This window comes from Conexibacter sp. CPCC 206217 (assembly GCF_030646165.1).
Taxonomy (GTDB): domain Bacteria; phylum Actinomycetota; class Thermoleophilia; order Solirubrobacterales; family Solirubrobacteraceae; genus Conexibacter.
Map to the genome: position 1 here is coordinate 331,797 of NZ_JAUTDO010000003.1, position 19,137 is coordinate 350,933.

The 19,137-nt window shown below is 70.7% G+C and carries 19 protein-coding genes, 1 tRNA gene and 1 riboswitch; of the genes, 5 read left to right on the forward strand and 15 right to left on the reverse strand.

Annotated features, from left to right (window positions below; translation table 11 throughout):
• Positions 1-12: 12 nt before the first annotated feature.
• The 8 genes from Q7L65_RS09865 to Q7L65_RS09900 form a co-directional block, all read right to left on the reverse strand.
• Positions 13-972 (reverse strand): aspartate carbamoyltransferase catalytic subunit, encoded by a 960-nt coding sequence (locus tag Q7L65_RS09865; RefSeq protein WP_304720793.1) that lies wholly within the window; start codon positions 970-972, stop codon positions 13-15.
• The gene (gene pyrR / locus Q7L65_RS09870; protein WP_304720794.1) at positions 969-1,523 is read right to left on the reverse strand and encodes a bifunctional pyr operon transcriptional regulator/uracil phosphoribosyltransferase PyrR; all 555 of its coding nucleotides are present in this window, start codon (positions 1,521-1,523) and stop codon (positions 969-971) included. The genes Q7L65_RS09865 and pyrR overlap by 4 nt, the downstream gene beginning before the upstream one ends.
• A gap of 111 nt (positions 1,524-1,634) precedes the next feature.
• Positions 1,635-2,024 carry a PASTA domain-containing protein gene (locus Q7L65_RS09875; RefSeq protein WP_304720795.1) on the reverse strand — a complete coding sequence of 130 codons (390 nt, stop codon included), beginning with the start codon at positions 2,022-2,024 and terminating at the stop codon, positions 1,635-1,637.
• 2 nt (positions 2,025-2,026) lie between these two features.
• The gene (gene rnz, locus Q7L65_RS09880; RefSeq protein WP_304720796.1) at positions 2,027-3,010 is read right to left on the reverse strand and encodes a ribonuclease Z; all 984 of its coding nucleotides are present in this window, start codon (positions 3,008-3,010) and stop codon (positions 2,027-2,029) included.
• Between the two features lie 15 nt (positions 3,011-3,025).
• On the reverse strand, positions 3,026-3,622 hold the full coding sequence (locus Q7L65_RS09885) for a metallophosphoesterase (protein WP_304720797.1): 597 nt from the start codon (positions 3,620-3,622) through the stop codon (positions 3,026-3,028).
• A gap of 29 nt (positions 3,623-3,651) precedes the next feature.
• Positions 3,652-3,724, reverse strand: a tRNA-Arg gene (locus tag Q7L65_RS09890).
• Between the two features lie 22 nt (positions 3,725-3,746).
• Entirely contained in the window at positions 3,747-4,577 is an 831-nt protein-coding gene (locus Q7L65_RS09895; RefSeq protein ID WP_304720798.1) for a hypothetical protein, read from the reverse strand.
• Positions 4,578-4,690: 113 nt separating this feature from the next.
• On the reverse strand, positions 4,691-4,933 hold the full coding sequence (locus tag Q7L65_RS09900; RefSeq protein WP_304720800.1) for a helix-turn-helix domain-containing protein: 243 nt from the start codon (positions 4,931-4,933) through the stop codon (positions 4,691-4,693).
• Positions 4,934-5,101: 168 nt separating this feature from the next.
• Here Q7L65_RS09900 and Q7L65_RS09905 point away from each other — a divergent pair, with 168 nt between their 5' ends.
• Positions 5,102-5,326: a hypothetical protein gene (locus tag Q7L65_RS09905; protein WP_304720801.1), complete on the forward strand. Its 225-nt coding sequence runs from the start codon at positions 5,102-5,104 to the stop codon at positions 5,324-5,326.
• An 89-nt stretch (positions 5,327-5,415) separates the two neighbouring features.
• Here Q7L65_RS09905 and Q7L65_RS09910 read toward each other — a convergent pair whose 3' ends face one another.
• The 4 genes from Q7L65_RS09910 to thrC all read right to left on the reverse strand — a co-directional run bounded on the left by Q7L65_RS09910 (position 5,416) and on the right by thrC (position 8,978).
• Entirely contained in the window at positions 5,416-5,790 is a 375-nt protein-coding gene (locus Q7L65_RS09910; RefSeq protein ID WP_304720803.1) for a hypothetical protein, read from the reverse strand.
• A gap of 148 nt (positions 5,791-5,938) precedes the next feature.
• Complete coding sequence (locus Q7L65_RS09915; protein WP_304720804.1) at positions 5,939-7,201, reverse strand: hypothetical protein; 1,263 nt, start codon at positions 7,199-7,201, stop codon at positions 5,939-5,941.
• Positions 7,202-7,461: 260 nt separating this feature from the next.
• The gene (locus tag Q7L65_RS09920; protein ID WP_304720805.1) at positions 7,462-7,734 is read right to left on the reverse strand and encodes a ubiquitin-like small modifier protein 1; all 273 of its coding nucleotides are present in this window, start codon (positions 7,732-7,734) and stop codon (positions 7,462-7,464) included.
• On the reverse strand, positions 7,734-8,978 hold the full coding sequence (gene thrC / locus Q7L65_RS09925; protein ID WP_304720807.1) for a threonine synthase: 1,245 nt from the start codon (positions 8,976-8,978) through the stop codon (positions 7,734-7,736). Before thrC ends, Q7L65_RS09920 begins: the two co-directional genes overlap by 1 nt.
• Positions 8,979-9,031: 53 nt before the next feature.
• Positions 9,032-9,139: riboswitch (SAM riboswitch) on the reverse strand.
• Positions 9,140-9,278: 139 nt separating this feature from the next.
• On the opposite strand from thrC, the gene corA reads away from it, so the two are divergent.
• The 3 genes from corA (at position 9,279) to Q7L65_RS09940 (ending at position 12,367) form a co-directional block, all read left to right on the forward strand.
• The gene (corA, locus tag Q7L65_RS09930) at positions 9,279-10,277 is read left to right on the forward strand and encodes a magnesium/cobalt transporter CorA (protein WP_304720808.1); all 999 of its coding nucleotides are present in this window, start codon (positions 9,279-9,281) and stop codon (positions 10,275-10,277) included.
• Between the two features lie 72 nt (positions 10,278-10,349).
• On the forward strand, positions 10,350-11,336 hold the full coding sequence (locus Q7L65_RS09935; protein WP_304720809.1) for a diacylglycerol kinase family protein: 987 nt from the start codon (positions 10,350-10,352) through the stop codon (positions 11,334-11,336).
• Between the two features lie 86 nt (positions 11,337-11,422).
• Positions 11,423-12,367: a hypothetical protein gene (locus Q7L65_RS09940; RefSeq protein WP_304720810.1), complete on the forward strand. Its 945-nt coding sequence runs from the start codon at positions 11,423-11,425 to the stop codon at positions 12,365-12,367.
• Here the strand turns inward: Q7L65_RS09940 and Q7L65_RS09945 are convergent.
• Together Q7L65_RS09945 and recJ are read right to left on the reverse strand one after the other, a co-directional pair.
• A complete protein-coding gene (locus Q7L65_RS09945; RefSeq protein WP_304720812.1) occupies positions 12,337-14,643 on the reverse strand; it encodes a bifunctional (p)ppGpp synthetase/guanosine-3',5'-bis(diphosphate) 3'-pyrophosphohydrolase in 2,307 nt (768 codons plus the stop codon). The two genes, Q7L65_RS09940 and Q7L65_RS09945, sit on opposite strands and share 31 nt — an antisense overlap.
• A gap of 38 nt (positions 14,644-14,681) precedes the next feature.
• Positions 14,682-17,309, reverse strand: coding sequence for a single-stranded-DNA-specific exonuclease RecJ (gene recJ, locus Q7L65_RS09950; RefSeq protein ID WP_304720814.1), 2,628 nt, complete (start codon positions 17,307-17,309; stop codon positions 14,682-14,684).
• A 166-nt stretch (positions 17,310-17,475) separates the two neighbouring features.
• On the opposite strand from recJ, the gene Q7L65_RS09955 reads away from it, so the two are divergent.
• Entirely contained in the window at positions 17,476-18,807 is a 1,332-nt protein-coding gene (locus tag Q7L65_RS09955) for a GNAT family N-acetyltransferase (protein WP_304720816.1), read from the forward strand.
• 55 nt (positions 18,808-18,862) lie between these two features.
• Here Q7L65_RS09955 and Q7L65_RS09960 read toward each other — a convergent pair whose 3' ends face one another.
• Entirely contained in the window at positions 18,863-19,126 is a 264-nt protein-coding gene (locus Q7L65_RS09960) for a hypothetical protein (protein ID WP_304720818.1), read from the reverse strand.
• Positions 19,127-19,137: the final 11 nt, after the last annotated feature.

Consider the following 19,137-nt stretch of genomic DNA (forward strand, 5'->3'; position numbering starts at 1 on the left):
AGTTCCCCGTGCTCATGCCGCCGCCACCGCGCGCGTCTCGAGCGTGCCGATCGGCACGCCTCTGGCGGCGGTCGCCCCTGCCCCGGCCAGCAGCTCGTACAGGACCGCCATCCGCACGACGACGCCGGCCTCGACCTGCTGGTTGATCAGCGCCTGCGGCGAGTCGATCGCGGCGCCGGACAGCTCGACGCCGCGGTTGACCGGTCCCGGGTGCATCAGCAGCTGGTGCGGCAGCAATCTGCTCGTGCCGATCTGGTAGCGCATCGCGTATTCGCGCAGTGACGGCACGTACGCCTCCTCCATCCGTTCGTGCTGCATCCGCAGGACGTAGACGACGTCCGCCTCGGGCAGGCGCTCGAGCGTCGGCTCGACGCTGCAGCCGAGCGCCTCGATCCCGCGCGGGATCAGCGTCGGCGGGCCGCTGAGCGTGACGCGCGCGCCCATCCGCGTGAAGGCCAGGATGTCCGAGCGCGCGACGCGCGAGTGCATCACGTCGCCGATGATCCAGATGTTCGCGCCCTCCAGCGAGCCGAGCTTCTGGCGCAGCGTGAAGACGTCCAGCAGCGCCTGCGTCGGGTGCTCGTGCTTGCCGTCGCCGGCGTTGACGACGGCGGCGTCGGTCCAGCCGGCGACCAGCTGCGCGGCGCCGGCGTGCGGCGAGCGGATCACGATCGCGGCCGGGTCGTAGGCGGTCAGCGTCGCGATCGTGTCCTTCAGCGACTCGCCCTTGGCGACGGCCGAGCTGGCGGCGCGGATCGAGACGAGGTCGGCCGAGAGGCGCTTGGCGGCCAGCTCGAACGAGCTGCTGGTGCGCGTGGAGGCCTCGTAGAAGAGGTTGACGACGGTGCGCCCGCGCAGCGCCGGGACCTTCTTGATCTCGCGTCCGGCGACCTCGGCGAAGGAGGCGGCGCGGTCGAGCACGCGCTCGATGCCGGCGCGGTCGAGGTCGTCGATCGACAGCAGGTGTCTCATGCGTTTGCCTCCACGGGGCGGGCTTCTGAGATCGTGACCTCGTCGACGCCGTCGAGCTCCTCGACGCGGACGTTGACGCGCTCCTCGCGCGCGGTCGGGAGGTTCTTGCCGACGTAGTCGGGGCGGATCGGCAGCTCGCGGTGGCCGCGGTCGGCCAGCACGGCGAGCTGCAGGCGGGCGGGGCGCCCGTAGTCGAAGACGGCTTCGATCGCCGCGCGCACGGTGCGCCCGGTGTAGAGCACGTCGTCGACGATCACGACGGTCAGGCCGTCGAGGCCGAAGTCGATGTGCGAGGCGTGCACGACCGGCGCGCCGACGCGCGTCGCGACGTCGTCGCGGTAGAAGGAGATGTCGATGTCGCCGAGCGGCGGCGGGCTGTCGAGCAGCTCTGAGACGAGCCCGTGGAGCCGGGCGCCGAGCACGGCGCCGCGCCGGTGGATGCCGACGATCGCGAGCTGCTGGGCGGGGTTCTTCTCGACGATCTCGTGCGCGATGCGCACCAGCGTGCGCCGCATGTCGTCGCGGTCGAGGACGACCTTCGCTTCACTCATGCACGCCTTCCTGGCCTCTCAGGACCCGGTTAAAGGACGAATTGGACTGCTGCGCCTCACCCTAGCAACGGCACGGGACGCAGCGGCGCCTGCCTGCTGCGCAGAGCCGCTTCAGCGGCGGTCGAGCTTGATGTGGACCGTCGAGCCGCGCTCCAGCGCGGTGCCGGCGGCCGGATCCTGCTCCTTGACCTCCCAGTTGGAGTCGATGACCGTGCCGAACAGGCCGTTGTCCTCCTCCTTCACCATGAAGCCGGCGCGCTTGAGCCGGTCGTGCGCGACGTCGAGCCGCTCGCCGACGACGTCGGGCACCGCGGTCTTCGTGATGACGGTCTCGTCGCCGCTGAGCGCCGGCGCTCTGCTGACGACGGTGATCGTGCGCGCCGGCGGCTCCTGCGCCTGTCCGATCCCGAGCGCCACGACGAGCAGCACGCCGACGAGGAAGCCGGCGGCGCAGCCGAGTGCCACCGTCGTCCAGCTCGGTGTTCTGGGGAGCTGGCTCACGTTCAGATCCCGGGCTCCGTCGCGGCGACCTCGGCCGCGGCCTGCGGCGGCAGCGGGCGGCTCGGATCCCAGCGCACCAGCACGGGTGCGCCGCGCTCGGGGAACGGGACCTCGATCGCGTCGAAGTCGCGCGGGACGACGACGTCGGGAAAGATCGCGCGCGCCTCGTCGCGGATCTCGCGCCCGCCGTAGCGCGTCGACAGGTGCACGAGCGCGAGCAGCCTGACCTCCGCCTCGACGGCGGCGCGCGCGGCCTGGGCGGCGGTCGAGTGCTGCGTCTCCTTCGCGCGCGCGGCCTCGTCCTGCGTGAAGGTCGCCTCGTGCACGAGCAGGTCGGCGCGGTGGGCGATCTCGATCAGCTCCTCCGACGGCCCGGTGTCGCCGGAGATCACGAGCTTGCGGCCGGGGCGGGTCTCGCCGATCACCTGCTCGGGTCTGACGCCGTTGATCGTCTCGCCGCGCTGCAGACGCCCGAAGTCCGGTCCGGGCATCACGCCGAGCCGCTGCGCCAGCTCAGCGTCGAACCTGCCGAGGCGGTCGTCCTCGGTGATCGCGTAGCCGTAGGCGGCGCCGCGGTGGTTGACCGCGAACGGCTCGATCACGTACTCGTCGCGCTCGACCATCGCGTCGGGCGGCAGCTCGACGAGCCTGATCTCGTAGCCGCAGCCGCCCCAGACGTGCTTCATCGAATTCATCAGCGGGCGCAGCCCGGGCGGGCCGTAGATCGTCAGCGGCTTCTCGCGCGCGCGCAGGTCGAACGTCTTCAGCATCCCCGGCAGGCCGAGCCAGTGGTCGGCGTGGAAGTGCGTGATGAAGACATCGGTCAGATCGGCCAGCCCGGCCGAGCGCAGCAGTTGGCGCTGCGTGCCCTCGCCGCAGTCGAACAGGATCCGGTCGGCGCCCCGGCGCAGCAGCAGCGCGGGCAGTCCGCGCCGTGCGGTCGGCACCGAGCCGGCGGTGCCGGCGAAGAAGAGCGAGAGGTCCATTGCAGCCTTCTGAGACTAGATGGTCGGCGGTGCGCCCGGCTCGGGGTCCGCGGGGCCGGCGGCGTCACGCGAGCGCGGCTCGGCCGCACCGAACGTGCCGTCCGGCGACGGTTCGGCCGTCTCGAGCGCGATCAGCTCGAAGCTGACGCGACCGTCGGCGACGGTCGCCAGCCCCATCGTGTGACGCGGCGCGCGGCGGCGTTCGGTCGGACTGCCGGGATTGAAGAGCTGAAAACCGGTCGCTTGTTTGGTCTCGTGCAGCGGCATGTGCGAGTGACCGAAGACGAGCGCGTCGGCGTCCGGAAAGCGCCGCTGCATCCGCTCCAGGCGGCCCCGCGACGGCCCGGCGTCATGCGTCAGCGCGATCCGCACCCCGCCGGGCAGCGCGACGATCCGCTCGGCCGGCAGCTCGCGCCGCACCGCCTCCTCGTCGACGTTGCCGTGCACCGCCACGACCTCCCCGTACGCGCGCAGCTCGTACAGCACCTCGGCGCGGACGAAGTCACCCGCGTGCACTATCAGGTCGGCGGCCTGCAGCCGCGCGACGCAGTCGGCCGGCAGGGCGCGGGCGCCCTTCGGCATGTGGGTGTCGGAGAGGATCGCGAGCTGCATCCGCGCAAGGCGGTCGGAGGAACGGCGAGCGCGCCCGGCAGGATTCGAACCTGCGACCTCTCGCTCCGGAGGCGAGCGCTCTATCCACTGAGCTACGGGCGCGTGAACGCGGAAGGTTACCGTGTCAGCGTCGGACCAATGTCGCCGGTGCGCCGTTCCACGGCGACGCGTTGCAGCGGGCGGCGAGCCTCGTGCCGGGGATCGGCACGACGCGTACACGCGAATATCCCGTCATGCGCGTGGCGATCGTACTGCCGTCTGCGCGCGGCTTCGTGTGCGTGACGCGCAGTGTCTCCTCTTCTTCGACACGCGCCACGGCCTTCTCCCCCTCGCACCCTTGCACGACTTGCCGGTATCTCCGGGAGGAGCGGTACGTGCCGTCGGCTCGGAGCTTGTAGCGATAGGTGGCAGGCGGCGAGCCCTGCAGTCGCATCGCGAAATCGCAGCCGCCGACCGCGCACGTCGGCACCGCCTGCCACCGGAGGGCTGCGCGGGCGCCCTTCAGCCTGAGCGTCCAGGAGCCGTCGACGAGCGGCCGCTCGAGGTCGCCGACGCGACCCCTGACCACGGACACGTCCAGTGTGAGCGTCCCGCTGCACGCCGGCGAGTCGACGCTGGCGGCACCTGCGGCCTGGTCCCAGGCGATCGTCACCGTCGCAGGACCGTTGTGCCGCGGCAGCGGCAGGCGCAGTTCGCCGGAGCCGTCGGCATCGAGGTCGGTGGTGCGGGTCGTTGCCTCGCTCGTGCCGCGCACGTTCGAGTAGACGCCGCTGAGTGACGAGATGCCCTCCAGTTCGATCGTGACGGCTTGACCGAGGCTGGCGTGGCTCGGCGCGAACGCCTCCATCGCGGCATCGTGGGAACTGCAGGCGGGGAGCGGTGCGGCGGTCGTCTGGGCGTGCGCGACGGACGCCGTCAGCAGCAGCGCGGCGACCGCGCAGAGGAGGGGCTTCATCCTGCGGAGAGTAGGCGCCACGCCGCGCAGGCGCAAACGCCGACGTGCCAACGGGCACTCGGTCCCAAGCCTGCATCGCCGTGCCGGTCACGCTGCCGCGCCCCGCCGTCCGCTCAGTCGCGCAGCCGCTCCTCGTACGTCCGCACCAACTCCGAGAGCGGGACGCCGAGGCCGCGGGAGAGGCGCACGAGCGCGTCGAAGGAGGGGTTCGTGCGGCCGTTCTCCAGCGTCGTCAGGTAGTTGCGACCGAGGCCGGCGGCCTCTCCGACCTCCTCCTGCTTCAGCGATCTGCGCACCCGCAGCTCGCGCACCGCGACCGCGAGCGCGCGGCGTTCTCTGGAGAGCGGATCGGTCACAGCGCAACCCTTTACGGGTTCGCGCTTGCATTCCACTCGTTATGCAGGGGACTGTACCCTCTATGACGGGGATTGGCCCTTGTTTCTAGGGGCTGCGTCGGCGCGTTCGCGCTGTTCGCCGCGTGAAATGCTGGCTGCCGGCTGCGACGCGTGCCAGACTCATGAGCCATGGACGCCATCACGGAAGATCCCCTCGCCCGTCTCGCCGAGCAGCTGGAGCGCCTCAGCAGCGCGAACCTCGCGCTCAGCGACGCGGCCGAGCAGCTGATCGTTCACGCGCGCGAAGAGCGCATCGCCCTGCGCGAGGCCGCCCGCGAGGCGCGCACCGCCGCGCGCGCGGCGATGACGGCGAGCGCGCACACGCACGCGCTCTCCGACGACCTTCCTGGCTGAGGGACCCCACGCGTCGCCGCCCCCCGCGGCGACGCTCCCCTAGTGTCGCGAGGCGCCCGGTGCTGCCGCCGAATCTCTGACTCACGACGCTAGCGCGGCGTCAGCACCCGGAACATCGCGGTCGCCTTCACGCGGCATCTCTGCCGGCAGGCGGAGGCGACGTAGCGGCCTGGCGTGACGTCGCGCTGGATCGCGATCGGCGCGACGAAGGCGCCGTCGGCGTCGGTTCTCGCGGCGCCGATCTTCACCGTCGCGCTCGCTGACGGACCGGCCAGCAGCACGACGCGTGCCAGCGGCGCGAAGCCGCTGCCGTAGAAGACGACTCTTCCGCCCGGTGTCGCCGCTCGCGGTCTCACCTCCAGCGTGGGTGCCTGCGCCCGGCGCGCGGCCGGTGCGGCAACCGCGACCGCCGCCGTGCAGGCGACTGCGGCGAGAACGACTGCGACCACGATCCTCCAGCGCATCCACTGCTCCTCAGGTTGGTGCTCCGTGCCGCTCGGCATCGTAGGCGCGCCGTGCGATTCGCGCGAGTCGTGCAAGCGCGCAAACGCGCCGGGCCGCCCCACGGATGGCGGGACGGCCCGGGTCGCGACGGTGGCCGACCGCGCGGGATCAGCGCGTGCGGCGCACTCTCAACGTCGCCTTCGAGGCGAACTTCTGCGTCCCGAACGCGGTCGTCAGGCTGACGGCGACCTTGCCGCCTCTTCTCTTCAGCTGTCTCGTCGCGCGCTTGGTCAGCTTCAGCTTCGCGACCTTCGACTTGTTCTGGCCGATGCGGATTCTCTTCACCTTCGACGACTTGCCGGAGACCGCCGCTCGCAGCGTCGTCGAGCAGACCGCCGGAGCGGACTTCGGGCAGGCGATCCGCACGGAGGCGATCGTCTTCTTTCTGTTGACGGTCACGCGCTTGATCACGGCGCGATCTCTCGCCGTCGCCAGTCGTCTGATTCTGAGGCCGGTGCCACCCGCGCCTGTTCCGGCGCCCGTGCCGGGCCCGGGGCTCGTCGTGCCGGTCCCGCCTGCGCCGCCCGCACCGCCGGCTCCGCCGGCGCCCGGGGTGACCGATCTGTCGAGGATCGTGACCGTTCTCTCGATGATCGTTCTCGTGTCGCTGTCCACGCCCGGCGTGTTGCCGACCATGGTGAGGACCGTGCTCAGCGTGGTCGTCAGCAGCGGATCGAGCGCGCCGGTCGTGCTCGACAGCAGGTCGATCAGCTGGTTGATCAGGTCTCTCAGCGCCGGCGGAAGGCCAGCGGTCCCGGCGACCTCTCTCAGCAGCGGGATCAGCGGCGCGAGCAGCTCGCCGGTCGGCTGCCCGTCGGATCTGGTGAGCCCGTCGAGCGCTCTGGTGAGCCCGTCGATCACGTCGATCGGCAGTCTCAGCAGCCCGTCGATCGGCAACGCCGTCGTCGGATTGTCAGACGAGAGGATGTCGGCGAGCTGCTCCAGCAGTTGCGCGGCCGGGGCCGGAAGACCCTCGAGCGCGGCGAGCTGGCGCAGCAGGTCGGCGACCGGCGCGAGCAGGCTCGGATCGAGCGGAACGCCCGCTCTGCCGGAGTTCAGCAGCGAGGTCAGCTGCGAGAGCAGGTCTCTCGTCTGGCCGGGAACGCCCGGCGCCGCGCCGAGCTGGCCGAGGATGTCGGTCAGCGGCGCGAGCAGCTCGCTGGTCGGATCTCTGCCGCCCTGCAGCAGTCCGAGCAACTGCGTCAGCTGATCCTGCTGACTGCCGCCGAGCAGCCCGCCGAGGATGCCCCCGAGGTTGCCGAGCAGATCGTCCAACAGGCCCTGCGTCTGATACTCCGACGATGACGGCGCCTGCGCGGCCGCGATCGCCGGTGGTGCGATCGCCGATGTGGCGAGCACGGCAATGGACACGCCCGCAGCCGAGCGTGGGAAACGTAACATCCGGGAACCTCCCAATCCCCAGCCCGAGGGCCAGCGGATGATCGTATGGACTGCTTACCCGTCGTTCATCGACCAGGAATGCAGTTGCATAAATGTCAGTGTTTGCCGACTGACCCGAATATGCCCTTCGCCGCCTATTGCGCCTGAAACTGCGCACGATCATGGAGGTTTGCTGAACAAAAACGGCGACCAATGGTCGCCGTTCATGTTTCAGCGTTTTTGAAACTCGATCATCCGCCTGCCACGGCTGGCAGGATCGTGACCTCGTCGCCGTCGGAGACCGACGTCTCGAGGCCGTCGAGGAAGCGGATGTCCTCCCCGCCGATGTAGACGTTGACGAAACGCCGCAGGCCGCCGTCGTCGGCGATCCGCTCGCGCAGCTCGCCGAACTGGTCGTACAGCGCGTCGAGCACCTCGCCGACGGTGCCGCCCTCGACCGACGCGGTCGACGCGCCGTCGGTGGCGGCGCGCAACTGCGTCGGGATCTTGACCGTGACGGCCATCAGACGGTAACCGGGGTGGGCGGGATCGTCACGGTCGCCTCGAACGCCTCGTAGGTCGCGTCGATCTCGTACGTCTCGAACGTGCCGCGCACGACGTCGAGCGTCTTGAGGCCCTCTCCGGTGATGACGGCGACGACTCTCTCGTCCGGGTCGATGTCGCCGCGCTCGGCGAGCTTCGCGAGCACCGCCGTCGTGACGCCGCCGGCGGTCTCGGTGAAGATGCCGGTCGTCTCGGCCAGCAGCTTGATGCCGGCGCGGATCTCGTCGTCGGTGACGGCGTCGATCCCGCCGCCGGTGCGGCGCGCCAGTTCGACGGCGTACGGCCCGTCGGCGGGGTTGCCGATCGCGAGCGACTTGGCGATCGTGTCCGGCTTGACCGGGCGGCAGACGTCGGTGCCCTCCGCGTACGCGGTCGCGACCGGTGAGCAGCCGGCCGCCTGGGCGCCGTTCATGATCGGCACGGTGCCGTTGACGAGGCCCAGCTCGATCCACTCCTCGAAGCCCTTCGCGACCTTCGTGAAGAGGGAGCCGGAGGCGATCGGCGCGACGATCCGGTCGGGGACCGCCCAGCCGAGCTGCTCGGCGATCTCGTACGCGATCGTCTTGGAGCCCTCGGCGTAGTACGGGCGCATGTTGATGTTCACGAACGCCCACTCGTGCTCGCCCGCGATCTCGGTGCAGAGCCGGTTGACGTCGTCGTAGTTGCCTCTGACGGCGACCAGGTGGGTGCCGTAGACGCCCGTCGCGAGGATCTTCTGCTCCTCGAGGTTCGACGGGATCAGCACGTAGGACTCGAGGCCGGCAGCCGCGGCGTGCGCGGCGACGGCGTTGGCGAGGTTGCCGGTCGAGGCGCACGCGATCGTCTGGAAGCCGAGCTCCTTCGCGCGTGCGAGCGCGACGGCGACGACGCGGTCCTTGAACGAGTGCGTCGGGTTCGCCGCGTCGTTCTTGATCCACAGCTCGCGCAGGCCGAGCTTCTTCGCGAGCCGCTCGGCGCGCAGCAGCGGGGTCCAGCCCGCGGGCAGCGTGTCGCGCGGCGGCGCCTGCGTCAGCGGCAGGAAGTCGCGGTAGCGCCACAGCGAATGCGGGCCGGCCTGTATGCGGCGGCGCAGCTCTTCGGCGTCGGTGCCGTCATGAGGCGCGTACGCGACCTCGAGGGGACCGAAGCAGCGCTCGCAGACGTACTTCGCCTCGAGCGGGTACTCGGCCTTGCATTCCTTGCATGTCAGTGTCACTGGCGGCATACGAAAAAAACCTCCGCCGGGTGTCCGTGGCAGAGGTCGAGAAGAACCGCCGAACCACATCTCCCAGGCTTGTTGCTTGCCTGATGGAATTGGCACCTTCCCCTTACGGGGGGTTGCCGGGGCTTCGTCGGGCCATAACCCTCCACCCCTCTGGATGCGTACTGCTATGTGCCAGGCAGTATACGCATCGTTGTGACGGAGCTGCAACGCGCTATTCCGGAAATCGCCTGCAGCCGGGTAGAATGGGACGCGTGCCGTACGAGACGACCACCGATCCGATGAGCGACGAGCCGCGAAGTCATGCCGAGCTTGCCCAAGCCCCGCTTCGCTCGCGCGTCCCGTGGTCGCGGCTCCGCGTCGCTCCCGCCTGCTGAGCCGGAGAGCACGCAGCCGGAGGTCATCGAGGACCACGGCGTCCGCTGGATCAACATCGAGGAGCCGCAGTCCAGCCACCGCTCGTGGCTGGAGGAGCGCTTCGACTTCCACCCGCTCGACTACGAGGACGTCTACTCGCGCAACCAGCGGCCGAAGATCGACGAGTACGACGACTACCTCTTCATCGTCCTGTACTTCCCGCGCTTCGACAAGCAGGTCGGACGACTGAACGCCGCCGAGCTGGACCTGTTCGTCGGGCCCGACTTCCTGATCACGCTGCCCAACCAGCCGCTGCAGCCGGTCGAGTACCTGTTCGAGCGCCTGCGCACGAACGACGAGCTGCGCGAGAACTGGTTCTCCAAGGGCACCGGCTACCTGCTCTACAAGATCATCGACGCGTGCGTCGACGCCTCCTTCCCGATGCTGGCGAAGATGGGCAACAAGCTGGAGAGAGTCGAGGACGAGATCTTCGCCGGCAATTCGGCCGAGGTCGTGCGCGACATCTCAAACGTGAAGCAGGAGATCATCAACTTCCGCAAGGTCGTGCGGCCGCAGCGCGCGGTCTTCGGCGACATGGAGCGCACCAAGCAGCGCTACCTGGCCGAGGACATGGACGTCTACTTCGACGACATCAACGACGCCTCCGAGCGCGTCTGGCAGATGCTGGAGACGTACAAGGAGACGGTCGAGGCGCTGGAGGCGACCAACGAATCGGTCCTCTCGCACCAGCTCAACGACGTCCTGCGCGTGCTGACTGTGCTGAGCGTCGTGTTCCTGCCGCTGACGCTGATCGCGTCGGTCTTCGGCATGAACGTGCACGTGCCAGGCGAGGGCGCGATCGAGCCGTTCTGGGTCGTGATCGGCGTGATGCTCGCGGTCGGCGGCGGGATGATCGCGTTCTTCAAGAAGCGCCACTGGCTGTAGGTGGCCAGGCGTGCCCGGCAGCGGCGCGTCCGCGGGCGTAACAGGCCTTCGGCCCCGGGGTACCAAGAAGTCGTGACCGCCGCCACCACTTTCGACTCGCTCGAGCGCCTCGCGGAGACGTTCGGGTCCAAGCAGCCGAGCAAGCGCATGCTGGTGATCGTCAACCCGTACGCGACGACCGTCTCGGACCGTCTCAAGCACCTCGTCGTCTACGCCCTGCAGGGTCGCTACCAGGTCGACTCGGTCGAGACCGAGGCGCGCGGCCACGCGACGGAGCTGTGCCGCGAGGCGGCGCAGGAGGGCTACGACGTCGTCTGCGCCTTCGGCGGCGACGGCACGGTCAACGAGGCCGCCAACGGCCTCGCCGGCTCGGGCACGCCGCTGACCTGCCTGCCGGGCGGCTCGACGAACGTCTTCGCGCGGATCCTCGGGATCCCCAACGACGTCGTCGACGCGACCGAGCACATGCTGCGGATGGCCGACGACTGGAGACCGCGGCCGATCGACCTCGGGATCGTCAACGACCGCCGCTTCCTCTTCACCGCCGGCATGGGCCTCGACGCCAGCGTCACCCGCCGGGTGGACGCGCGGCCGAGGCTGAAGGCCCGCTTCGGCCCCTGGTTCTACAGCTGGGCGGCGGTCTCGGCGTTCAACCGCGACTACGTCGTGAAGCCGCCGAAGCTGGTGGCGGAGCTGCCCGGCGGCGAGACGATCGAGGGCGTCACCGCGATGGTCCAGAACACGATGCCCTACACCTACTTCGGCACCCGCCCGATCGACCTCGCCGAGGGCGTCGCACTCGACGACGGCACGCTCGCCGGCGTCGTCCTGAAGCGCGCGAGCCCGCTCGACATGCCGACCGTCACATGGCGCGCCCTCTCCGGCAGCGCCCGCATCGTCGGCCACCGCCGCGTCGCGGCCTTCTCCGGCTCCGAGGCCGTCACGGTCCGCTCCCGCGACGACCGCGAACTCCCCCTGCAGGTCGACGGCGACTACCTGGGCACCGTCCCCGAGGCGGTCTTCGGCGTCGACCACCACGCCGTCCAGATCGTCGCCTGACCGAGGAGCGACAACGTGCTGTCGCAGAGCGACAGTAGCTTGGCGCTCCTCAGATTCCGGTGTGAGACGTATGTAGGATCGCCCATGTGCGAGCCCTCTCCTCCCTCATCGCGGCCGTCGTCTGCGCGGCCGGCGCCACCGCCGCGCCTGCACTGAGCGCGCCGACGCCCCAGATCGCCGGCTGCCAGATCCTCCCCGCCACGAGCGCCTGGAACCAGCCAATCACCAGAGCCCCAGTCGCCAGAAACTCCGCGACCCTCATCCGCTCCATCGGCCTCACCGCCAACTTCCACGCCGACTTCGGCTCCGGCCTCTGGGACGGAGGCCCGATCGGGATCCCCTTCACGACCGTCACCGGCAACCAGCCGAAGGTCAAGGTCACCTTCGACTACAGCGACGAGTCGGACCGAGGCCCATACCCCATCCCGCCGAGAGCCGCGATCGAGGGCGGCTCCAACGCCGACGGAGACCGCCACGTCATCGTCCTCGACAGATCCTCCTGCAAGCTCTACGAACTGTTCGACGCCCACCCCCTCGCAGCAGGCAGTTCATGGCGTGCTGGATCTGGAGCCGTCTTCGATCTGCACGGCGGTGACGCACAGCGCAAGCGGGGCTGGACCTCCGCAGACGCCGCCGGCCTCCCGATCCTCCCCGGCCTCGCCCGCTACGAGGAAGTCGCCGCCGGCGCCATCGACCACGCCCTCCGCTTCACGGCCCCGCGCACCCGCGCGAGCTTCATCGCACCCGCCCGCCACTTCGCCTCCAGCAGCAACGACGCGAAGCTGCCCCCGATGGGCCTGCGGGTGCGCTTGAAGCACAAGACCAGCCTCAAGGGGCTTCCGCCCCAAGCCCGCGTCATCGCGCAGGCGATGAAGACCTATGGCCTCCTGCTGGCCGACAACGGCTCACCGTGGTACGTCAGCGGCGCGCCGAGTCCGCGCTGGGACAACGACCAGCTGCACAGTCTCGACCGCCTCAGCGGCCGAGACTTCGAAGTGGTTCAGGCGCCCGCGCCCGGCGTGACCCGGTAGGCGTCGAAGACCGCCTCGATGTTGCGCAGCTTCGTGATCGTCGTGTCGAGCGTCTTGGTGTCGGCGACTTCGATCACGAAGCGGTTGCGGATCATCGGCGGGTTCGACGTGCAGCGCGCATCGGCGATGTTGATGCCCGCCTCGCTGAACGTGCGCGCGAGGTCTTCCAGGAGGCGGTGCCGGTCCCAGCCGTCGATGTGGATCTCCACCTTGAACGACGTCGCCGCCTCGCCGTCCCAGGAGACGGGCGTGAAGCGGTCGGGATCCTTGCGCAGGACCTGGACGTTGGGACAGTCCTCGCGGTGGATCGTGATCCCGCGCCCGAGCGAGACGTAGCCGACGATCGGGTCGCCGGGGACCGGGCGGCAGCACTTCGCCAGCCGCAGCATCACGTCGCCGATGCCGTCGACGGAGATGCCGAACTTCGTCGAGGAGGTCGTCGGGCGGCGCTCGCGCTGCGGGTTGGTCTTCAGCAGGTCGTCGGCGGCGGTCGGCGTGCCCTCGGCGGCCTCGCCCTGCTTCAGCCGCTGCATCACCTTGTTGACGACGGTTCTGGGCGAGACCTTGGCGGCGCCGAGCGCGATGTAGAACTCGTCGCCCTTGCGGAAGCCCATCTCGCGGATGATGTCCGCCAGCAGCGGCGAGCCGACGATCCGCTGGGCCGGCAGGCCCTGCTTCTTGAGGTGGTCCTGCAGCAGCTCGCGGCCGGCGTGCTCGGTGTCCTTGCGCGACTCGCTCTTGAACCACTGCTTGATCTTGTTGCGCGCGCGCGTCGTCTTGACCAGCGCCAGCCAGTCGCGCGACGGGCCGCGCTCGCGCTTGGACGTCAGCACCTCGACGATGTCACCGGACTGCAGCGTGTAGGAGAGCGGCACGATCTTGCCGTTGACCTTCGCGCCGACGCAGCGGTGGCCGACGTCGGTATGGACCTCGTAGGCGAAGTCGAGCGGGGTCGCGCCCGCGGCCAGCGACTTGACCTCGCCCTTCGGCGTGAAGACGAACACCTCGTCCTCGAAGAGGTCGACCTTCAAGGTGTCCATGAACTCCTTGGGGTCCGACATCTCCTGCTGCCAGTCGAGCAGGCGGCGCAGCCACTTGAGCTTGCCGTCGCCCTCGTTGGAGGTCGGGTCCTGCTTGTAGATCCAGTGCGCGGCGATGCCGAACTCGGCCATGTCGTGCATCTCGCGCGTGCGGATCTGGATCTCCAGCGGGCGCCCCTCGGGCCCGATCACGGTCGTGTGCAGCGACTGGTACATGTTGAACTTCGGCATCGCGACGAAGTCCTTGAAGCGGCCGGGCAGCGGCTTCCAGAGCGAGTGGATGACGCCGACGGCCCCGTAGCAGTCCTTCACCGAGTCGACGATCACGCGCATGGCCGTGAGGTCGTAGATCTCGTTGAACTCGCGGCCCTTTCTCGTCATCTTCGAGTAAATCGAGTAGAAGTGCTTCGCGCGGCCGTTGATCTCGGCCGCGATCCCGAGCGCGTCGAGCTCGCGCGAGACGAACGCGCCGGCCTCGTTGACGTAGCGCTCGCGCTCGGCGCGCTGCTGGTTGACGAGACCCTTGATCTCGTTGTACTTGCGCGGGTGCAGGGTCGCGAAGGCGAGGTCCTCCAGCTCCCACTTGATCGCGTGGATGCCGAGCCGATGCGCGATCGGCGCGTAGATGTCGAGCGTCTCCTTCGCCTTCTCCAGCTGCTTCTGCTTCGACATCGCCTCGATCGTGCGCATGTTGTGCAGGCGATCGGCGAGCTTGATCAGGATGACCCGGATGTCCGAGGCCATCGCGACCATCATCTTGCGGTAGTTCTCGGCCTGCGCCTCGTCGCGCGAGGAGAACGTCAGGCCGGTCAGCTTCGTGACGCCGTCGACGAGCCCGGCGACCTCCTCGCCGAACTTCTCGCTGACTTCCTCCAGTGACGCGCTCGTGTCCTCGACGGTGTCGTGCAGCAGCGCGGCGACGAGCGTCTCGGTGTCGAGCCGCATGCCGGCGCAGATCTTCGCCACCCCGACCGGGTGGATGATGAACTCCTCACCCGACTTGCGGCGCTGGTCGGCGTGGTGCTCGCAGGCGTAGACGAACGCCCGCTCGACCTGCTCGCGGTCGATCTGCAGCGGGCTCTCGGCGGCGTGCTCCTCGACGATCGCGAAGAGGTCGCCGAGCAGTTCGCGCTCGGACGCGCTCAGGTCCACAGACCCGACCGGATTCGTCACGATCGGGTGATCGGCGCCGTCGACCGGCACGCGTCCGTTGCCGACCTCTCTCTCGGCGTGCACGACGGCCGTCTCGACGCCGCGTCCGTTGCCGGACTGCGTCAGGCGGGTGGTGCGTCCGTTTGTGTCGTTGCCGTCTCGAGCAGGAATCGCTGGCCGTCCTCGTATCGTGCGATGGCGGTCCGGTAGGTCGCTGAGCGCTCGAGCGCGGTGCGCTCGGTCTCCAGGACCGTCAGGGCCTGCAGCTCCCGATCGAGGCTGACGAGCTCAAGCTCCTCGAGAATCGCCACCAGCCGAGCGGCTGCCTGCACCGAACGACCGTGTCCATCCCCGCGCAGCAAGCGCCCGAGCTCCTCGCCGGCCACCCCGCCGCGGTCCCGAAGGGCCCGGTAGAGCGGCACGAGCGCAGCACGGATGCCGTACTCCGACTCATGGATCTGCTGTGCAAATCGTAGCTCAGCGTCGCCCCAAGTCAGATGCGTCCAGGTTTTCGTGTCTTCGGCGCCGCCGGCACGCATGCGCGCATCCTGCCGCCGGCTGGCCGGAGGGTCGAGCGCGACGACGTGGTCGAAGCCGTCGGCGAGGCTCGGATCCAGCTCCAGCGCGGTGTGCGAGCAGAGCGCGAAGCCGCCGACGCGCCCGCTCAGCGCGACCTCGCGCCGCGGCGTGTCGGCGCACAGCGCGAGCACCCTCGCGCCGCCCGCGACCAGCTCGTGCAGCAGCGCGACGCCGCCGTCGCCGCGGCGGTCGGCAAGCGGGCCGTAGTCGCGCGGGGACGGTGCCGGACGCTCGTCGTGCGGCGCGGCCGCCGCCGGACCGGGACGCGTCGCGGTCGCCGGCGGCGTCATGTCGGCGAGCACGCCGCGCCCGCGCGACCGGTCGACGTCGGCGAGCACGGCCGTGAGGAACGCGCCCGGATCGCTCGGCGCCATGCCCAGCAGTTCGATCGACGCCGGGCTCGAGGCGACCGCGTGGCGCAGCAGCAGGCGCGGCTCGACGGCGCCGTTCCACTCGTTGCGCTCCAGCCGGAAGGTCGCGTCGGCAGGGGTCCGCTCGTCGACCGCGAGCCTGCCGTCGCAGCCGAACGCGACGGCGCGGCAGCGCACGCCGCCGGCGGCGACGGTGAAGCGGGCGTGCTTGCCCTCCTGCCCCATCGTGCGCAGGTCGTCGAACTCGGCGGCGGGCACCAGCAGGTTGGGGTTCGGGTTGCCCATCCCGCACGGCTGCAGCTGCTGCAGCTCGTCGGCGAGCGCGAGGCCGAGCGCCTTGCCGTCGACGACGGCGTCGACGCGCTCGACCGGGATCACGTCCTCGGCGGTCAGGTGCGCGGCGGCGTGCGCCTCGAACGCCGCGCGCAGCGCATCGAGGTTGCCGGCGTCGATCGTCACGCCCGCGGCGGCGCGGTGGCCGCCGTAACGCTCCAGCAGCGGCGCGGCGGCGTGCAGCGCGCCGAGCAGGTCGAAACGCGGGATCGAACGGCCGGAGCCCGTGCCGGTGCCGGTGTCCGCGTCAAGCGCGATCAGCAGCGCCGGGCGGTTGGTGCGCTCGACGACTCTGGAGGCGACGATCCCGATCACACCGGGGTGCCAGCCTTCGCCGGCGAGCACGTACGCCGGGCGCTCCCCCAGCTCGCGCAGCTGCTCCTCGGCCTCCCACAGGATCCGCTGCTCGGTCATCCGCCGCTCGCCGTTGGCGGTGTCGAGCTCCTCGGCGATCAGGCGGGCGCGGTCCTCGTCCTCGGTCAGCAGCAGCTCGACGCCTGCGTCGGCGCGGTAGAGCCGCCCGGCCGCGTTGATGCGCGGGGCGAGCCGGAAGCCGACGGCGCTGGCGTCGAGCCCGCTGGGGTCGACTCTGGCGACGCGCATCAACGCGCGCAGGCCGACCTTGCCGGTCGAGGCGAGCGCGCGCAGGCCCTCGCGCACGAGCCGGCGGTTCTCGCCGCGCAGCGGGACGAGGTCGGCGACCGTCGCCAGCGCGACGAGGTCGAGGTCCTCGTCGGCGCGCGCGGGGTCGCCGCCCGCGGCGCTGTGCAGCGCCTGCGCGAGCTTGTAGGCGACGCCGCCGGCGCACAGGTCCGGGCAGGGATAGCCGCTCAGCGACGGATGCACGATCGGTGCGTCCGGCAGACGGCCGTCCGCGCGCGGCTGATGGTGGTCGGTGACGACGACGTCGAGGCCCTGGGCGCGCGCGGCGGCGACCTCCTCGACGGCGGTGATCGCGCAGTCGACGGTGATCAGCAGTCGCGTCCCGCGCGCGGCCAGCCGCTCGACGGTCGTCGCGGCGAGGCCGTAGCCGTCGTCGATCCGGCTCGGCAGGAACCAGTCAGCGTCGGCGCCGAGCTGGCGCAGCGCTCGCAGCAGGATCGCGGTCGAGGCGACGCCGTCGACGTCGTAGTCGCCGTGGACGGTGATGCGCGTGCCGGCGCGGACGTGGCGCAGGATCGTCTCGACGGCGACGTCGATCCCCGCGAAGGCGCTCGGCGCGTGCGTCTCGTCAGCGGCGAGAAACGCGCGCGCGGCCGGTGGATCGTCGTGGCCGCGGCGCACGAGCACCTGCGCGAGCGTGCGGCTGCAGCGCAGCTCCCGTCGCAGCCGCTCGACCGCCGCCGGGTCACACGGCGCCAGCGCGATCCGCCGCTGTGGGCGCGGCGGCGCCGCGACCGAGACCGTGGCCGCAGCCGCGCCGACGGAGGCGGCGAGGTCGGCAGGTGGCGGAATCGTCGCGGACACGAACACTGAGGCTACGGCGAGGGGCCGACGGATAGGGTGCGCCGCGGCCGACGCCGCCGACACGGCCGACCGACGACCGCACGAACTCGGGCGGCGCTCGTCGGTGGACCCGCACGCGCCGCCGCGACCCAGCCGTACGGACACGACCGCGGCTAGCCTGGACTTCGTGATCGACTACCGCCCACTCGCGCCGAACGAGTTCGACGCCTTCTTCGACAACCTCGATCTCGCCTTCCACGAGCGCTCGACGCCGGCGAAGCGCGCGCAGTTGCTGGCGCTGATCCCGCTCGAACGGACTGTCGCCGCGTTCGACGGGCCCCTGCTGGTCGGGACCTCGGCTGCCTTCCCGCAACGGCTGTCGGTGCCGGGGGGCGAGCTGCCATGCGCCGGCGTCACCGTCATCACCGTTCGCCCCACGCACCGCCGTCGCGGGCTGCTGACGCAGATGATGGCCGGCTTGATCGAACAGGCGCGCGCCGCACGCGAGCCGCTCGCGGGCCTGTGGGCGGCCGAGGGGTCGATCTACGAGCGCTTCGGCTACGGCGTCGCGTCACGCCACGCGCACATCGTGCTGCCGGGCGGCAGCAGAGCGCCGCGGCCGTCGCTGGCCGCCGATGTCGCGAAACGCGGCACCGCAGCTGGCGACGCTCGCACGAGCGCCGCACCACGTGACGGCCACCTGACGCTTGACCTGATCGACCCCGACGGAGCCGGTCCGCTGCTCGACCCGATCTGGGATCGGATGCGTGCACGGCGGGCCGGGATCCCGGCGCGCACGCAGCTCTGGTGGAGCGAGCGGATCCTCGCCGACCCCGAGGACGACCGCGACGGAGCGCTGGAGAAGCGGCTCGTCGTCGTGCGCGGCGCGGGACCACCGGGCGGGTCGGGCGCTGCCGGCGCCGATCCGGCGAGCGAGGACACCAGCGAGCCGCTCGGCTACGCGCTCTACCGCGCGAGAGGGATCGAGCCGGACACGACCTTGGAGCTGCTGGAGCTGGTCGCGCCCGACCCGGAGGCCGAGGCGTTGCTGTGGGAGTACCTCTGCAGCGTCGACCTCGTCGGCATGGTCGATGCGCCGATGCGGCCGCTCGACGACGCCGCTCCGTATCGGTTCGCCGACTTCCGCCAGCCGCGCGTCGTGGAGCTGGGCGACGCGCTGTGGCTGCGCCTGGTCGACCTGCCGGCGGCGTTGCAGGGCCGCAGCTGGCGCGGCCCGCTCGACCTGACGCTCGACGTCGCCGACGTGCGGCTGCCCGACAACGCCGGTCGCTGGCGGCTGCAGGCGACGGCCGACGGCGAGGCGCGGTGCGCGCGAACGGACAAGCCGGCGGACCTGGTGCTCGACGCGGCCGCGCTCGGCGCCGCCTACCTCGGCGGCACGCCGATCGCGCAGCTCGCTGACGCCGGCCGCATCGCCGAGCGCACGGACGGCGCGGTCGAAGCGTTCGACACCGCGCTGCGCACCCCGCGCGCTCCCTGGACGCCGGAGTTCTTCTAGAACGACGAAGCGCCCCGATTCGGGGCGCTTCGAACTGCAGAACTGTCGCCGAGATTCAGGCGTCGACCGGGCTGAAGCCGGCCTTTCTCTCGCGCCGAAGGCCCTCGTAGTAGCAGGCCACGAGTGCCAGCACGGCACCGGGAACGCCCTCAGCGGCCGTCAGCACCGACACGTCGTCGTTGCCGGGGATCGTGAAGCCATTGACGATCAGCCCGAAGATGATCGCGCCGAACATCGCGGCCAGGAACGCGCCGACGATGCCACCCCAGTAATGGTCCGGCAGGAAGATGGTGAAGTGCCAGATCGCAAGTCCGATCATGACCCACGTCA

Bases quoted from the DNA above. Each gene is read 5' to 3' on its own strand.
- Q7L65_RS09905 (WP_304720801.1), top strand. From the start codon at position 5,102: ATGGACGCCATCACGGAAGATCCCCTCGCCCGTCTCGCCGAGCAGCTG.
- corA (WP_304720808.1), top strand. From the start codon at position 9,279: ATGCCGAGCTTGCCCAAGCCCCGCTTCGCTCGCGCGTCCCGTGGTCGC.
- Q7L65_RS09920 (WP_304720805.1), bottom strand. From the start codon at position 7,734: ATGGCCGTCACGGTCAAGATCCCGACGCAGTTGCGCGCCGCCACCGAC.
- Q7L65_RS09865 (WP_304720793.1), bottom strand. From the start codon at position 972: ATGAGACACCTGCTGTCGATCGACGACCTCGACCGCGCCGGCATCGAG.
- Q7L65_RS09895 (WP_304720798.1), bottom strand. From the start codon at position 4,577: ATGAAGCCCCTCCTCTGCGCGGTCGCCGCGCTGCTGCTGACGGCGTCC.
- Q7L65_RS09885 (WP_304720797.1), bottom strand. From the start codon at position 3,622: ATGCAGCTCGCGATCCTCTCCGACACCCACATGCCGAAGGGCGCCCGC.
- pyrR (WP_304720794.1), bottom strand. From the start codon at position 1,523: ATGAGTGAAGCGAAGGTCGTCCTCGACCGCGACGACATGCGGCGCACG.
- thrC (WP_304720807.1), bottom strand. From the start codon at position 8,978: ATGCCGCCAGTGACACTGACATGCAAGGAATGCAAGGCCGAGTACCCG.
- rnz (WP_304720796.1), bottom strand. From the start codon at position 3,010: ATGGACCTCTCGCTCTTCTTCGCCGGCACCGCCGGCTCGGTGCCGACC.
- Q7L65_RS09910 (WP_304720803.1), bottom strand. From the start codon at position 5,790: ATGCGCTGGAGGATCGTGGTCGCAGTCGTTCTCGCCGCAGTCGCCTGC.
- Q7L65_RS09960 (WP_304720818.1), bottom strand. From the start codon at position 19,126: ATGATCGGACTTGCGATCTGGCACTTCACCATCTTCCTGCCGGACCAT.